Raw genomic sequence first — 15578 nt, forward strand, 5'->3', positions numbered from 1 at the left:
CCCCAGTCTCGGGTGGGCGGACCGTCCCCGGCAGGGTCCTGGGACCCGGAACGGCGGGACCCGGGTACCTCGGGACGTCGCCGTCCGTCGTGGGAGGGTGAGCCCATGAACGAGCAGATCGAGCCGCGCAGCATCGTCGTCGCCGTCGACGGGTCCGAGCACGCCGACCGTGCGCTGCACTGGGCCGCCGAGCAGGCGGTCCTGGAGCACCGTCCGCTCGCCGTGGTCGCCGTGGGTGACGACTCCGGCGCGATCGCCGAGGAGGGCGTCGCCACGGCCCGCGGGCTCCACCCCGGTCTGGCGCCGCGGGCACTGGCCCTGCCCGGCGACCCGCGCGAGGTGCTCCTCGACCTGTCGGAGCGGGCCGGCGTCCTCGTCCTCGGCTCCCGGGGGCGCGGCGCCATCAAGAGCATGCTGCTCGGCTCGGTGAGCACGGCCCTCAGTGCCCATGCTGCCTGCCCGGTCGTCGTGTGCCGTCCGTCGAGCGGCGGGTCCTCGGGGGCAGGCGTCGTCGTCGGCGTCGACGCCACGGCGGAGTCCGTGCCGGTCATCGAGTTCGCCTACCGGCAGGCAGCCCTGCGCGGGCAGCCACTCACGGTCCTGCACTGCTTCTGGGACGCGGTCGCCGCCGTCGCCGAGTACCGCCAGGCCCGGGGCGAGGCCGTCGACGCGCCCGAGCTCGAGGAGCTCCGGGCGGTCGTCGCCCAGTCGGTCGCCGGCTTCGCCGCCGACTACCCCGACGTGCAGGTGACGGTCGGCCTGCAGCACGGGCTCGTCGACGAGGCGCTCAGCGGCCGGGACCAGGCCTGGGACCTCATCGTCGTCGGGCGCCACCCGATGACGTCGCTCGGCCGGGTGCTGACCGGGTCGATCGCGACCTCCGTGGTCGAGCGGGCGCGGACCACCGTCGCCGTCGTACCGGAGTCGGCGCCGACCTCGAGCTGACGACGTCGGCTCAGGCGCCCGGGAGGAGCCGGCGCCCGGTGACCTCGCCGGGCTCGACGCGGGCGTAGGCGGTGCGCAGGCCCGGGGGCCAGACGCGAAGCTCCGCGAGGCGGTCCGGCGCCTCCTCGGCGTCGACCAGCCCGACCGGTCCGCGGACCACCACGCTCCACCCCGACCGTGACTGGGGATCGAGACTGTCCACCTCGACCGCGACCCATCCCTCGGTGGTGTCCCGCACGACCTCGGCGCCGGGCGTCGTACGGAACCACAGCGCCCCGTCGGAGATCGTGTAGTTCACCGGTACGACGAGCACGCCCCGCGGGCCGGTCCAGGCCACCCGGGCGATCTCGGCGGTCTCCAGCAGCGACCAGCACTCGAAGGCCGGGAGCTCGGCGAGGTGGGGGTGGCGTCCGGGAACGGTGCTCATGGCAGCAAGCCTCGCCCCGGGCGCGCGCTGCCGGTAGGGGCGAAGGTCCCCCCGGGCGTCCCGTGGGTACCAGGGGGGCGTGTACTTCGACCAGCGACCCTGCGACGTGTGTGGATCCGAGGTCGGGCTGCGGGCCAGGGACGGCTCGGACGTCGTCGAGCCCGGTGGACCGGTCGGTCCCGCTGACGGCGTCGTCGGGGGCGCCGACCCGACTGTGGACGAGCGCGTCTGCACCAACGCCGACTGTCCCACCCACGCCTCCGGTCGCGAGGCTTGAGCGGCACTGCGCCCCTGCCGGTCGGCGAGGGGCGCAGTGCGCGACGGTTCGGGACTACCGGACCCAGTAGATGTCGGCGCGCCGGTTGGCGGCCTCGTTCCGGCCGGCCGGGTTGCGCGAGGCGAGCGCGACCTTCGTCGTCTTCGCCTTCACGCCCAGGTCGCGCAGGTACGCGACCACGGCGGCGGCCCGACGGGCCGACAGCTTCCGGTTGGCCGGGGTGTCGCCCGCGCCGTACGCCTGGGTGTTGCCGTAGACGGCGACCAGCTGGGCGTCCCGCAGCTTCGGCGCCAGGCGACGCAGCGTCTTCCGGCCGTCCGCGGTCAGGTCCGCGGACCGGTAGGCGAAGCGCACCGAGCCGGCCAGGGTCATGTCCTCCGGCTTCGCCGCGGCGGTGGTGAGCTCGACGACCCGGATCCTCTCCGTGCGCACGCGCTCGCCGCGGGCGGTCACCCGGACGGTGCAGCGGCCGGCGTCGGTCAGCGCGACCTTGCCGCCCGACACGGCGCGGCACACGCCCGCCGGACCGGCGCTGACGCGCAGCCTCTCCTCGCCGCGACCGAGTACGTCGAGGACGCGCGCCGACTTCGACCGGTTCGGCAGGGCCGGGTGACCCCACACCGGGAACGAGGTCCTGACCGCGGGCGCGGCGAGGTGCGCGGCGTTCCCGGCGGCCGTGGCGCTGAGCGAGCAGGTGCCGGCCTTGTGCAGCCGGGCGGATCCGTTCTTCCAGGTGCACACGGCGGGCGTGCTGCTCGCGACCTGGACCGGCAGGCCGGCCGACGAGGTGAACCGCACGGGGGCGCTGCCCGCGGAGAGGGCCACACCGCGGGAGCCGCTGACGGCGACCGACTGGGCCACGGCGTCGGGGGTGGCACCGCGGACGGTGAAGGTGCGCTCGACCGCGTGAGCGGGGTTGAAGACCTCGGCGACCCAGTCCCAGTCGGCGTTGCCGCCCTGGGTGGCACGGAGGGTGCACCGGCCCGGGCTGACCGCCGCGACGGTCCAGGAGAGCGGGCCGGCCGCCTGGCCGGACTCGATCCTCCGGGGCTTCGTCCGCGTCGGGTCGCCCCCGTGGCCGTCCACAGTGCACACGCTCGGCGTCAGCGACTCCGTCTGCACGTTCAGGCGCGACGACGCCGTCGCGGTCAGCGCCTGGACCCGGTCACCGAGACGCATGTCGGCGGGCTGCACGAAGGTGATCGTCTGGGTGGCGGGCACCGGCCAGATCTCGAAGGTCCGGTCGACCGGCGGAGCGGCGGCATACGTGACACCGTCGACGACGCCCCCGGGCTGGCTGGCACGCACGGTGCACTCGCCCTCCACCAGGCCGGTCACGGTCAGGTCGGTGACCGAGCAGACCGACGGGGTGCGGGACTCGAACGCGACCGGCAGGCCGCTGTCCGAGGTTGCGACCAGGTTCTGCGAACGGCCGAGGCGGAGGTCGTCCGGGTAGTTGACGACCAGGTTCTGCGGGGTCGGCGCCGGAGGCTCGTAGCTGACCTCGCACAGCGAGGGCCATTCGGGGTCGTTGGCGATGGCGGTCTGGTCCGCGTCAGCCGGGTAGACGCGGTAGGTCAGGTTGTGAGTGCCTCCGAAGGTCTGCAGCTGCTGGGCGTCGACCCGCACGGTGTTCTCGTTGGTCAGGTGCCAGCCCCAGAACTCGCCGTCGACCCAGGTGAAGAGCCAGACCGTCCCGTTGGTCACGAGGTCCGCCCAGTGAGCCCCGTCGGCGTCGTACTCGACGAACTCGCAGGTGAGGGGCTCCGCATGCGCGGGCGCGGTGGTCAGGGTGACCCCGGCGACGGACGCCAGGGTGGTCAGGAGGGTGGCGAGGAGCAGGCGGAGACCGCGGCGCGGTCTCGCGCTGCCGCGGTGGCGAGGAGAGGAGTTCACCCGTCAGGGAACGGCAGGCTGGGCGCCGACCTGAGGGCGGCGCGGCACTTCCCCGGCTCAGCGCCGGGATGGCAGCGGCACCGTGGCGACCTGCAGGAAGTGGTCCGAGGCGATCTGGGAACGCCGCTTGTAGACCTGGTTGCGGTAGCTGCACGAGCCCTTCACCGGCCCGAGCGTCAGGAGGTAGTCGCGCCGCAACGGGGTGCGGTACAGCGGGAACCGGTTGTCCTGCGTCGTCGGGAACCTGCCGCCGGCGATGCGCGTGCTCGCGTATGCGTCGTAGAACCCGGCCTTCATCAGCGCCCAGTGCACGTTGTTGTACGGCAGCGTGTTGGCCGTCGAGTTCAGGTCGCCGCCGAGGATCACCTGGTCGCCGAAGCGCCTCTGCAGGCTCTGCAGTACGGCGATCGTGCGCTTGACCTGGCGGGCCCGGATCTTCCACTCCTTGCGGCTGCCGACCACGCCGACCCGCAGGTGGTTCGAGGTGAGCACGAACGGGGCCTGGTTCCCGGCGACCGACTGCAGCCGCGCCCAGGGGATGAGCGAGTCCTTCCGGTAGGCGGGGTCGATGATCCGCGCCAGGCCGGCGTCGAGCTTGCGGTACTTGCTCGCGTCGTAGAACACCCGCGTGCCCACGAGGCCGGGTCGCCGGCCCTTCGGGGGGCGGTACGCGTCGTCGTCCAGCGCGTCGACCCACCGCGCGCTGCGGTCGGGGTCGACGGCGTTGAGCCGGTCGAGGATCCAGCGCCGCTGCGGCTTCGACCCGAAGCCGACCCGCTCCGACCCGCTGGCCTCCTGGATCCCGAGCGCGTGAGCACCGCTGCGCAGGATCTCGGAGACGGCGTTGTCACCGCGATCGGTCCAGTTGCGCCGTTGGTTCCGGTCGGACGCCCAGCTGCGCACGTTGAACGCCGCGACGGTGAGCCGGTCCTGCGGCGCCGCCGTGCACGGGTGGGTGATCGGGGCCTGGATCCACTTCGCCGGGCTCGCCGTCCGGGAGCCGTCCCGCCGGTAGCCGACGACCTTGACGAACGAGTAGTTGCCCGAGGCGGCCACGGCCCCGAAGGCGTGGCGTACGACGAGGGCGTGTCGCTTGCGGCTCACCCGGTAGGCCTTCACCCGCACGTTCATCTTGCGGCTGGGGCTCACCTTGACGGCGACCTTCTTGAAGCCGCGGACGCGCTTCGAGCGCTCCCAGGTGACCTTGATCCGGCCGTCGGCGGTCGCGGCGAGACTGACCTTCAGGTTGCCCGTGCGGTTCGCCGAGCTGCCGGAGGCGGTGCCGGTGGGGTTGGTGTTGCGGCGTTCGGCCGATTCGGCGGCTGGGGCCGAGGCCGGGAGCAGGGTCACGCCGAGGGCCAGGACGGTGCCGGCGACCAGGGACGTGAGGGGGCGGGGGCGTGCGAGTGCTGCGGGCATGATGCTCCGGATCCGAGAAGGAGGTACGGCGCCGTCGCCGTCCGGCGGGCAAGGATGCCATCGGACGTCGGGCGACCGGTCGGGCGATGGTGACCGGTAGCCGACGCGGCAGGTTCGAAACCCGGTGCCCTAGGGTCGCGCCATGCGCGAGCGCGAGATCACCCGACCGGTGCGGCTCACGCTCCCCGACGGCCGGCTGAACCCCGCGGCGGTCGGGTGGACCCGCACCCCCCTCATCGAGACCGACGGGATCGGACGGGGCCGCCGGGGGAGGGGGCGCAACAAGCGCTGGGAGTACTGGGCGGTGACGACCCCGACCCACATCGCCGCCCTGGTCGTCTCCGACATCGACTACGCCGCCGTCCACGGGATCTGGCTGCTCGACCGCCGGTCCGGCGAGACGATCGCCCACGACGCGATCGGCGTACTCGGCGGCAGCGCCACGCTGCCCGGCACGCTCGGTGCCGGACCCGCGCGCTCGCGGACCCGGAAGGTGCACATCGACATCGACGAGGTCGACGGCGGCACCCGCCTCCGGGCGCGGGGTGCGCGGGTCCGGATCGACGTCGTCGCGCACCGACCCCCGGGGCACGAGTCGCTGGGCGTGGTGGTGCCGTGGACCGACCGGCTCTTCCAGTACACCGTCAAGGACGTCGCGCGCCCGGCCGCTGGCACGATCTGGGTCGACGACGTCGCGGCCGACGTACCGGCCGACGAGTCGTGGGCGACCCTCGACCACGGACGGGGCCGCTGGCCGTACGACGTGCGCTGGAACTGGGGAGCGGGATCGGGTCGGACCGACGACCGGGTCGTCGGCATCCAGGTCGGCGGGAAGTGGACCGACGGCACCGGTTCCGTGGAGAACTCGCTGCTGGTCGACGGCCGCCTCACGAAGATCAGCGAGGAGCTCGTCTGGGACTACGACCAGGAGGACTGGATGTCGCCGTGGCGTGTCACCGGCGAGTCCGTGGACCTGACCCTGACGCCCTTCCACCTCAAGCACTCGGTCACCGACCTCAAGGTCTTCGCCTCGCGGACCCACCAGTGCTTCGGGCACTGGTCCGGACGGGTCCGCGACGACACCGGCGCCTGGATCCGGGTCGCGGACGTCGTCGGCTGGGCGGAGGACGTCCACAACCGCTGGTGACGGCGGGTCCCTCGTTCCGGGGGATGACCGGGACCGGTGGGTGCCCCTAGGGTCGCGCGAGGGCAGGCAGTCACGGCACGCGGGCGTCGCCGACCGGCCCGTGGTCGAGGAGGCCGAGGTGGACCTGCAGAACGTCGCCGTCGTCGCGGGGTTCGCGCTGATCGTCACCGACTACGTGGTGAAGTTCCTGGCCGTCGGCGTGCTGCCGGGCAACCGCAAGCCGTCGTCGGCGATGGCCTGGCTGATCCTGATCCTGGTGATCCCGCTGGCCGGGTTCGTGGTGTTCCTGTTCCTGGGACGCACCTATGTCGGCGCCAAACGGCTCACCCGCCAGCGCGAGGCCGACGAGGCGCTGCGGGCCGCCACCGACCGGCTGGCCCCGTCCCCGGTCGAGGGGCCGGTGTACCTGCCCTCGATGGCGACGCTGGGCCTCAACCTCGGCGCCCTCCCGCTGCAGACCGGCAACCGGGTCGACCTGTATCCCGGGTACGGCGAGGCGATCGAGGCGATGACGGAGGCGGTCGCGGGCGCGACCACCTCGGTCGAGGTGGAGTTCTACATCGCGGCCTGGGACGAGGTGACCGCGCCGTTCTTCGAGGCCCTGGTGGCCGCGGCCGACCGCGGTGTCACCGTGCGGCTGCTCTTCGACCACATGGGCTCGCGCAGCATCCCGGGACACAAGGAGTTCGTCTCCCGGTTGGAGCGGACGGCGATCCGGTTCCACCAGATGCTCCCGGTCCGCCCCCTCCACGGCCAGTTCCAGCGGCCCGACCTGCGCAACCACCGCAAGCTGGTGGTGGTCGACGGCCGGGTGGCGTTCATGGGCTCGCAGAACCTCATCGAGCCCGGCTACAACAAGCCGAAGAACCACAAGGACGATCGGGAGTACATCGAGCTCGTGGCCCGGGTCGACGGGCCGAGCGTGAACGCCCTGCGCGCGGTCTTCGCCAAGGACTGGTACATCGAGTCCGACGAGCGGATGGGGGACGAGATCCGGCCGGACAGCACCACGCACCACGCCGACGGGATCGCGGCCCAGGTGCTGCCCAGCGGGCCGGGCTACGCCACCGAGAACAACCTGCGGATGTTCACGGCCCTCATCTACTCCGCCCAGGAGCGGCTGTCGATCGCGAGCCCGTACTTCGTGCCCGACGAGCCGCTGCTGTACGCCGTCACGACGGCCGCCCGCCGCGGGGTGGCGGTCGAGCTGTTCGTGAGCGAGTGGGGCGACCAGTTCATGGTCTCCCACGCCCAGTGCTCCTACTACCAGGCGCTGCTGGAGGCGGGCGTGCGGATCTTCCTCTACCCGGCGCCCTGGGTCCTGCACTCCAAGCACTTCTCCATCGACGACGACGTCGCGGTGATCGGCTCCAGCAACATGGACATGCGGTCCTTCGCCCTCAACTACGAGGTGTCGATGATGGTCACCGGCGGGGACGTCGTGGCGCGGTTCCGCAAGGTCGAGGACGGCTACCGGGCGATCTCCCGGGAGCTGCTGCTCCCCGAGTGGCAGCAGCGCCCACGTCACCTGCGCTATCTCGACAACACGATGCGGCTGACGGCCGCGCTGCAGTAGCCGGCGTACCCCTGCTCACGGCGCAGCCTCGCCGGGATGCCCGCTGATCAGCGGACGCATCCAGCGCGCGTCCGGATCGGCGTCGACGAGGACGGCCCGGACGAGGAGGCTCATGGGGACGGCGAGCAGCGCGCCGAGGGGTCCCAGCACCCAGGTCCAGAAGACCAGGGACAGGAAGGTGAGCGTGGTCGAGAGCCCGACCGCCTGGCCCACGAAGCGCGGCTGGATGATCGACTGGATCACCACGTTGATGACCGAGTAGAGGACGATCACCCAGAGCATCAGTCCGGGCCCGCCCTCGAGCAGCCCGATCAGCGCGGGCGGGATCACCCCGATGACGAAGCCGATGTTGGGGATGAAGTTGGTGACGAAGGCGAGCACGCCCCATACGAAGGCTCCGGGGATGCCGATGGCCCACAGCACGGCGGTGTCGATGACGGCGACGATCAGGCCGAAGACGGCGGACACGCCGAGGTAGCTCCGGGTGCCGCGAGCGAAGCCGACCAGCGCGTCCACCAGCTGCGGTCGGTGCTCGTGCGCCTGACGCGCGAGGGTGGACGCGTGGGCGCCGTCGAAGGCGAGGAAGAGCAGCAGCGTGACGATGAACAGCAGGTTGGACAGCACCGAAGCCATGCCGGCGAGGAACGACATCGCGACGTCGAGCAGCTCGCCCACGTCGAACGAGCCTGCCAGCGCTTCGATCTGTGGCGCGGAGACACCGAGTCCGTCGAGGGTTCCCGCGACGTCCGCGGCGAGGTCGTCCATGTCCTCCGTGTACGTCGGCAGCAGCGCGGCGAGCCGGGCGACCGAGACCACGAGCGCGAGGGTGAGTCCCAGGATCAGGACGTAGGCCAGGACCAGGACGACGACGGAGGCGGCCCACGACGGCATCCGGCGCTCGAAGGCGGCTCGCAAGGGGTGGAACACGATGGTCAGCGCCAGCGCGAGCATCACCGGGCCGATGATGTCGCTGGCGGAGCGCACGCCGGCGACGACGACCACCACTCCCGCGGCGCTCAGGAGCAGCCTGCCCGTCCGGGTCAGCGTCATGGGGTGCTCCCGAGGAGGGCTGTCCGGTGGCCCAGCGCCTCGAGCATCCCGACCAGGTGCCGGTGCAGCTCGACCCCGCCCACGATGGGCCCGCCGGTCGCGAGCAGGGCGGTGGGAGCCAGCAGGAACGCGGAGTCCTGCCAGCCGCCGAGGCCGCCGTGGCAGCCCACGAGGGGCTCGAACGCCGCCACGTCGTGCGTGTCGACGTCGAACACGCTGTTGACGTAGATGTCCGGCGCCTCGGGCATGGCGGTCGCGGCCAGCAGCCGCGTGGCTGCGTGCCGGTCGAACGGCAGCAGCGGATCCACACCCTCGACGACCCCCGAAGCCAGGTGATGCCGGCCCGCGCGACCGATGGCGACCGGTCCGTCGGGGCCCAGGACGCTGACGAAGCCGACGCCCTCGTGCTCGGCGAGCCCGGGGACCAGGGCCGGCCAGCGGGCGTCGAGCTCGGCCAGGGTGAGCCGGCGCGGTCCGGGCACGTAGACCAGGCCGAGGTTCCCACTCCCGAGCACGACCAGCTCCGCGTCGCCGTCCGTCGAGGCGGGCATGAGGATCTCGTCCACGCGCCGGGATGCGGCGGGCTGGTCGCCGTCGGCCTGGGCGCCGGAGAGGTCCTCCAGCACGGAGTCCAACCGGCCCCAGCCCTCGATGCTCCCCTCCAGACCGGTGGTCTGGGCCCGGGTGAGGGCGCGGCAGACGTCGCTGAGGTCGCTGCCGTAGCGCGCCGCGAAGGGCTCGCCCTGCGACTGGCCGTGGTCGCTCAGGACCACGAGGTGGTAGCGACGCGGGGCCCGCTCGGCCACCCTCTCGAGGAGCGCGAGGACCTGGTCGAGTCCGGCCAGGCAGGCGAGCGACTCCACGCGGGCACTGCCCGCGTGGTGGGCGATCTCGTCGTAGTCGACGTAGTCCACGTAGATGCTCCGCGTGCCCCGCATCAGCTCCTCGCTGACCACCACGGTGTTCAGGTCGCGCAGCAACCCGTTGCTGAAGGCCCTCAGTCCGGCGAACGTCCGCGACCGGTGCACCCGGGGATGTACGCCGAGCCGCTGCTGGCGCTTGGCCTGGAAGCGTTCGCGGACGACCTCCGCGACGGTGCGCGACAGGCTCCGGCACAGCCCGTCCGGCCGCAGCAGGAAGCGCGCGAAGACGACGCGGGTACGCCGGGAGCCGCGGGCCATCTCGATCCGGCTCATCGTCATCGACGCCCTCGGCGCGTCACCGGTGAACAGGTTGGAGACCGAGATCCCGTCGTCGGCGAGGAGACCGGCCCCCGTGCTCGCCCGCGACTCGATGACGGCCGCGTCCGCTGGTCGGTTGGCCACCAGGACGCGGCCCAGCTCGCGGTCGTACCACCGGAAGGCGGGGATGCCGTCCGTCGTGCCGTGCAGGATCGCCTGCTGGCTGGCCGGCGTCGTGCACGGCAGCTGGACGGTCCACTCGTGCACCGCGTGGGTGCCGTCGTCGACCCAGCGGCGCAGGGTCGGCATGCTGCCCGAGCGGAGCACCCACTGCATCACCGGGAACGAGACGCCGTCGAGCTGGACGAACAGCATGCCGTTCACGTCGGGATCGTCGATCCGGCCCGGCTTGAGGTGGAGCAGGCCGGCGCCGAACGACTCGTCCGTGCCGGCGCTGGAGAGCCACACGAGGACGGTGCCGAGGATCGAGGCGATCCAGGCCGCGGCGACCGCCGTCCCGAACGAGTCGAACGACGCCCCGGGCACGATCATCAGGGCGACCTGCATGACGATCGCCTGCCCGAAGACGGTGGCGAGCCCCACGGCGAGCCATCCGATCGCGGCGGCGAGCTCGACGAGGATCGGCCGCACGATCATCCCCACCAGGCCGGTCACCGCCGTGGCGGCCACCAACGGCACCCACGAGGTGTAGTCGAACCCCGGCAGCAGCACCGCCGTCGCCAGCAGGGCCACGAACGCGAGGAACCACGTGACCAGGAGCCTGAGGACGTCGACCCAGCGGAGCCTGCGACTGTTCACGACCCGCGCCGAGGCGTCACGTCGACCCCTCCCTCGCTGTCTCGGCAGTCGTCCGACGGCACGCGAGCGGGCCGTGCCCGACCCGTCCGCGCCCCGAGCCTGGCCAGGGCTTCGTGCGGCGTGCTCACCCGAGTTGGGTGAATCCCGCTCACCGCCGGCTGTCGCCCCGGTGCGTGGTGACGGCGTACAGGATCAGGACGTCGAGCGCGATCATGATCGCCGCCCAGAGCGGGTAGGCGGGCAGGAACGCGAGGTTGACGAGCGCGCTCACCAGGGCGATGACGGCGGCGACGACGCGTGCCCAGGCCGCCCCGGAGAGCAGGGCGCCGCCGGCGACCGCGATGACCACGCCGAGGACGAGGTGGGTCCATCCCCACACGGTGTAGTCGGCGCTCACCACCAGGCCGTCCTGGGCGACGAGGTAGTGGTCCTCCTCGAACAGCGCGACCAGGCCGGCCATCGCGTGGAAGGCCCCCAGCATCAGCATGATCATGCCGGCGAAGGCGAGCAGGCCGTACCAACGGCTCGGATCGATCGCCGCCGCCGGGTCGCTCCGGGCGGTAGTCTCCTCGGTCATGACGGTCTCCTCTGCGCGGTGTCGGGCCACCAGCATCCGGAGTACGCCGACCCGCGGCCTCACCTGTCCGGGGTGACCCGACGCCTCGCGGACCCGAGGAGTCACCCCCTACGGGTGACGTCACGTCACGGTCCCGGGTCCCACGGTGGAACATGGCCAGCATCGATCAGCCTCCCGACCCCGTCGCCTCGTCGTCCGAGGAGGTGCGGCGGCTCCAGGACGAGGTCGCGCGCCTGCGGCAGTCCCTCGCGGAGCAGGAACGCCGGGAGGAGCGCACCCCGGAGCGTCGCGGCTGGTGGCGGCCGGTGGTCGTCGGGCTGCTGGTCCTGACCGCCGCCCTGCTGGCTCCGGTCTCCGTGCTCGCCACCTGGGCGAGCGGGCAGATCCAGGACACCGACCGCTATCTCGCGACGGTCGCCCCGCTCGCCGACGATCCCGACGTGCAGGACGCGGTCGCCGCGCGGCTGGAGGAGGTCGTGTTCTCCTACCTCGACCTCGACGCCCTCACCGACGAGCTCATCACCGCACTCGAGGCGCCCGGGCTGCCGCCCGCCGCGGTGACGACCCTGCGCGCCCTCTCCCGGCCCCTGGCCAGCGGCGTACGTGGCTTCGTCAGCGACCGCATCGAGGACGTCGTGCGCTCCGACGCGTTCAAGGACGCCTGGGTCGAGGCCAACCGTACGGCGCACGCCGAGTTGGTCGCCGCCCTGACCGGCGACACCAGTGGTGCCGTCGAGGTCGACCGGGGCCAGGTCTCGGTCAACCTGGCCGTCCTGATCAACACGGTGAAGAACCAGCTCTCGGAGGCGGGCTTCGGCATCGCCGACCGGATCCCCGAGGTCGAGGCCTCCTTCGCGCTGATCCAGTCCGACGACCTGGCGAAGGTCCAGCGGCTGCTCGGCCTCGTGGACGACCTCGCGCTCTGGCTGCCCTTCGTGGCCCTGGCGCTGATCGCGGCGGCGGTGATGGTGGCCCGGGACCGGGCGCGCGCCCTCCTCGCCGCCGGGCTCGCGGTAGCGGCCTCGATGCTGCTGCTCGGCGGGGCGCTCAACGTGATCCGGCCGTTCTACCTCGACGCCCTGCCCGCGAGCAGCTCGACCGCCGCGGCCGGCGCGGTCTACGACCAGCTGGTGTCGTTCATCAGGTTCGCCCTCCGCGGCGTCCTGGTCGTGGCGCTCACCGTCGCCGTGGTGGCCTGGCTCAGCTCCTCCCACGGAGCGGGCGCGAGCGCGAGACGCGCCCTCGGCGGAGGGTTTGAGGGCCTGCGCCGGCGACGCGAGGGGTCCGGCCTGAACACGGGCCGACTGGGGGTCGCGCTGGCCAGGTACCGCGGCCCCATCCGGGTCGCGATCGTCGGACTGGCCGCCGTCGCCTACCTGGCCCAGGACCACCCGACCGGGGGTACGGCGCTGGCGTTCGTGCTCGTCACCGTGGTCGTGCTGTTCGTCGTCGAGCTGCTGTCGAGCGCGGCGCCGGCCGAGCCCACCGGATCGGAGGAGTCCTCGCCCGACCAGGGTGGAGCCCGCCCGTCGACCGGGTAGTACGCGTTCTCGAACCGGGTCGGCCTGCCTGCGCCGCAGGGCGGCTCGTGTGGGAAACTTGGCCCGGTCGGTGCCCGCCTCGCGCGCGCCCCGCACCCGGTAGGAACGGTCCGCAGCACGGCGAGCACGGTTGGAGTGCAGTTGCACGACGTCCCCCACGAGGGCGGCCCCCGGCCCTCGGTGCCGGGCGCGGGCCCCTTCGACGGAGACGGTGAGCTCGCCGCCGTACGCACCCGGTACGCCCGGCGCGTGACCGGTCACCCCGAGGGCATCCCCGCCCTGAGCCGGATGGCCGACCTCGCCGCCCGGCTCGTCGGCGCGGGCTCGGCCCAGGTGTCGATCGTGTCCGACGTGCTGACCGTGATGGGGGGCTCGGGCGACGCGGCGGCGTCGGTGGGCGAGGTGTCCCCGGCCGAGGACTCGCTCTGCACGGTCACGGTCCACGAGAGCGCCCCGCTGGGTATCTCCGACGCGGTCCGGGACCCGCGGGTCCGGGACCTCCCGCTGGTGGCCTCCGGGGTCATCGGGTCCTACCTCGGGGTCCCGCTGGTGGTCGACGGCCATGCGGTCGGCGCGCTGTGCGTCTTCGACCGCGGTCCGCGTGAATGGACCGGGCGCGACGTCTCCCTGCTGGAGCAGCTCACCGGCCCGGTGCTGGCCGAGCTCGAGCTCGCCGTCCTCGCCGCCCGGCACGACGACGACAAGCTGCTGTGGCAGCTGGCGGTCGACGCGGCCGGGGTGGGCGCCTTCGACTGGGACCTCCAGACGATGGAGCTCCGGTGGGACGAGCGGCTGCTGGAGCTGTTCGGGCTCAGCCGCGACACCTTCGGCGCGACCATCGAGGCCTTCGAGGCGTCGGTCCACCCCGAGGACCGGGGCCGGGTCACGCAGGCCCTGAGCGAGTCGGTCGCCACCTGCGGAGCCTTCGCGGCCGAGTACCGCATCGTGCGCCCGGACGGCGCCCTGCGCTGGATCGTCGCGCGGGGCCAGGCGCTGGCAGGACCCGACGGGAAGGCGGCCCGGCTCCTGGGCGCCGCGTTCGACACCACCGCGGTCCAGGAGGGGGAGGCCCGGGTCGCGCGCGTCCTCGAGACGATGCCGACGGCGTTCTTCCAGCTCGACCGGGACTGGCGGTTCACCTACGCGAACGCCGAGGCCGAGCGGCTGCTCGGGGGCATCGGCATGCCGATCGTCGGCGGCCTGATCTGGGACCTGTTCCCGGCCGCGGTGGGGAGCACCTTCGAGACCCACTACCGGCACGCGATGGCGACCGGCGAGCCGCGGAGCTTCGAGGCCTACTACCCGCCGCCCCTCGACGACTGGTACGACGTGCACGTGTGGCCGAACCCCGACGGGCTCTCGGTCTACTTCCTCGACGTCACCGCGCGCCACGCCGCCCAGGAGTCGGTCGCGCGGGCGGCCCGCCGCTCGGCCCTGCTGGCCGAGGTCAGCCGCGCCCTGAACGACACCCTCGACGCCGAGGAGGCCGTGGCCCGGCTGGCGCAGCTCGTCGCGCCCGTGCTGGGGGACTGGTGCGTGGTCACCCTGGTCGAGGGCTCCGGGCCGGCGACCGGGCCGGGCTGGCGTCATCGGCTTCGCGACATCGGGTGGTGGCACCACGAGCCCGGTCGGCGCGCCGACGTCGAGCGGTACGCCGAGATCCGGATCCCCGCCCTGACGGAGTCCTCCTTCGTCGCACGCGCCCTCGAGCGGAGCGGCCCCGTGCTGATCGCCCACGGCGCCACCGACGCGATCGGGGCCGTGCTGCAGGAGGGCGAGGCACGCGACCTCTTCCGGGGGCTCGCCCCGGAGGCGGCGGTCGTCGTACCCCTGCGCGGCCGGACCGACACGGTGGGCCTGCTCACCGTCTTCCGCGACCCGGGACGCGAGACGTTCAGCACGGAGGACCTGGACACCCTGACCGAGCTCGCCGCCCGCGCCGGCTCCGCCCTCGACAACGCCCGGGCCTTCACCCAGCAGCAGGACCTCGCCGAGGGCCTCCAGCGCAGCATGCTGACGGCCCCGCCGCGGGTCGAGGGCCTGGAGCTCGAGGTCCGCTACGAGCCCGCGGCCGAGGCGGCCCAGGTCGGTGGCGACTGGTACGACGCCTTCCTCCTGCCCGACGGCGGCACCAGCCTGGTGATCGGCGACGTCGTCGGCCACGACACCGCGGCGGCGGCAGCGATGGGCCAGGTCCGCGGGTTGCTCCGCGGCATCGCGGTGACCACCTCCGACGGCCCGGCCGACGTGCTGCGCCGCGTGGACGAGGCGATGGAGACGCTGCAGGTCGACACCACGGCCACCGCGGTCGTCGCGCGTCTGGAACGGACCGAGGGCGAGACCCGGCTGCGCTGGTCGAACGCGGGACACCCGCCTCCGCTGGTCGCCCTCCCCGGACCGGTCGTGGGCTCGGTCGAGGTGACGACGCTGGGGGCGGAGCCGTCAGAGCTGCTGCTGGGCCTCGACCCGACCACCGAGCGGACCGAGTCCGTCGTCGCGCTGCCACCCGGCGCGACGGTGCTGCTCTTCACGGACGGCCTCGTGGAGCGACGGGGGCAGTCGATCGACGCGGGCCTCGACACGATGCGCTCGCTGCTGGCCCGGCTCGTCGGCGAGCGCGTCGGTCTCGCGGAGCTCACCGACCGGCTGCTGCGCGAGCTGCTTCCGGAGTCGCCGGACGACGACGTGGCGCTGGTCGCCGTCCGGCTCGAGGCCTAGGAACT

General features: G+C 73.1%; 11 protein-coding genes. 5 read left to right on the forward strand and 6 right to left on the reverse strand.

All coding sequences use genetic code 11. From position 1 onward, the window contains the following. The first annotated feature begins 105 nt into the window (after positions 1–105). The gene (locus VMF51_RS02970) at positions 106–945 is read left to right on the forward strand and encodes a universal stress protein (protein WP_325472898.1); all 840 of its coding nucleotides are present in this window, start codon (positions 106–108) and stop codon (positions 943–945) included. 10 nt (positions 946–955) lie between these two features. Here VMF51_RS02970 and VMF51_RS02975 read toward each other — a convergent pair whose 3' ends face one another. From VMF51_RS02975 to VMF51_RS02985, 3 genes are all read right to left on the reverse strand, one after another. Next, the gene (locus VMF51_RS02975) at positions 956–1372 is read right to left on the reverse strand and encodes a pyridoxamine 5'-phosphate oxidase family protein (protein WP_325472899.1); all 417 of its coding nucleotides are present in this window, start codon (positions 1370–1372) and stop codon (positions 956–958) included. Positions 1373–1703: 331 nt separating this feature from the next. After that, entirely contained in the window at positions 1704–3545 is a 1842-nt protein-coding gene (locus VMF51_RS02980; protein ID WP_325472900.1) for an OmpA family protein, read from the reverse strand. Positions 3546–3602: 57 nt separating this feature from the next. Beyond that, positions 3603–4964, reverse strand: a complete 1362-nt coding sequence (locus tag VMF51_RS02985) for a hypothetical protein (protein ID WP_325472901.1) — start codon at positions 4962–4964, stop codon at positions 3603–3605. A 142-nt stretch (positions 4965–5106) separates the two neighbouring features. Between VMF51_RS02985 and VMF51_RS02990 the strand changes: the two genes are divergently transcribed. Continuing rightward, entirely contained in the window at positions 5107–6111 is a 1005-nt protein-coding gene (locus tag VMF51_RS02990) for a DUF2804 domain-containing protein (RefSeq protein ID WP_325472902.1), read from the forward strand. Between the two features lie 118 nt (positions 6112–6229). Further along, the gene (cls, locus tag VMF51_RS02995) at positions 6230–7687 is read left to right on the forward strand and encodes a cardiolipin synthase (RefSeq protein WP_325472903.1); all 1458 of its coding nucleotides are present in this window, start codon (positions 6230–6232) and stop codon (positions 7685–7687) included. A gap of 15 nt (positions 7688–7702) precedes the next feature. On the opposite strand, the gene VMF51_RS03000 is transcribed toward cls, so the two are convergent. From VMF51_RS03000 to VMF51_RS03010, 3 genes are all read right to left on the reverse strand, one after another. Further along, on the reverse strand, positions 7703–8737 hold the full coding sequence (locus tag VMF51_RS03000) for an AI-2E family transporter (RefSeq protein ID WP_325472904.1): 1035 nt from the start codon (positions 8735–8737) through the stop codon (positions 7703–7705). Beyond that, entirely contained in the window at positions 8734–10737 is a 2004-nt protein-coding gene (locus VMF51_RS03005) for a phage holin family protein (RefSeq protein WP_325472905.1), read from the reverse strand. The genes VMF51_RS03000 and VMF51_RS03005 overlap by 4 nt, the downstream gene beginning before the upstream one ends. Before the next feature lie 148 nt (positions 10738–10885). Beyond that, positions 10886–11314, reverse strand: a complete 429-nt coding sequence (locus tag VMF51_RS03010; protein WP_325472906.1) for a DUF7144 family membrane protein — start codon at positions 11312–11314, stop codon at positions 10886–10888. A gap of 152 nt (positions 11315–11466) precedes the next feature. Here VMF51_RS03010 and VMF51_RS03015 point away from each other — a divergent pair, with 152 nt between their 5' ends. Together VMF51_RS03015 and VMF51_RS03020 are read left to right on the forward strand one after the other, a co-directional pair. Beyond that, positions 11467–12855: a hypothetical protein gene (locus tag VMF51_RS03015; RefSeq protein ID WP_325472907.1), complete on the forward strand. Its 1389-nt coding sequence runs from the start codon at positions 11467–11469 to the stop codon at positions 12853–12855. Between the two features lie 141 nt (positions 12856–12996). After that, positions 12997–15573 carry a SpoIIE family protein phosphatase gene (locus VMF51_RS03020; protein ID WP_325472908.1) on the forward strand — a complete coding sequence of 859 codons (2577 nt, stop codon included), beginning with the start codon at positions 12997–12999 and terminating at the stop codon, positions 15571–15573. Positions 15574–15578 lie beyond the last annotated feature (5 nt).

Source organism: Nocardioides sp., assembly GCF_035503875.1.
Lineage (GTDB): Bacteria > Actinomycetota > Actinomycetes > Propionibacteriales > Nocardioidaceae > Nocardioides.

Bases quoted from the DNA above. Each gene is read 5' to 3' on its own strand.
- VMF51_RS02970 (WP_325472898.1), top strand. From the start codon at position 106: ATGAACGAGCAGATCGAGCCGCGCAGCATCGTCGTCGCCGTCGACGGG.
- VMF51_RS02975 (WP_325472899.1), bottom strand. From the start codon at position 1,372: ATGAGCACCGTTCCCGGACGCCACCCCCACCTCGCCGAGCTCCCGGCC.
- VMF51_RS02985 (WP_325472901.1), bottom strand. From the start codon at position 4,964: ATGCCCGCAGCACTCGCACGCCCCCGCCCCCTCACGTCCCTGGTCGCC.
- VMF51_RS02990 (WP_325472902.1), top strand. From the start codon at position 5,107: ATGCGCGAGCGCGAGATCACCCGACCGGTGCGGCTCACGCTCCCCGAC.
- VMF51_RS03000 (WP_325472904.1), bottom strand. From the start codon at position 8,737: ATGACGCTGACCCGGACGGGCAGGCTGCTCCTGAGCGCCGCGGGAGTG.
- VMF51_RS03010 (WP_325472906.1), bottom strand. From the start codon at position 11,314: ATGACCGAGGAGACTACCGCCCGGAGCGACCCGGCGGCGGCGATCGAT.
- VMF51_RS03015 (WP_325472907.1), top strand. From the start codon at position 11,467: ATGGCCAGCATCGATCAGCCTCCCGACCCCGTCGCCTCGTCGTCCGAG.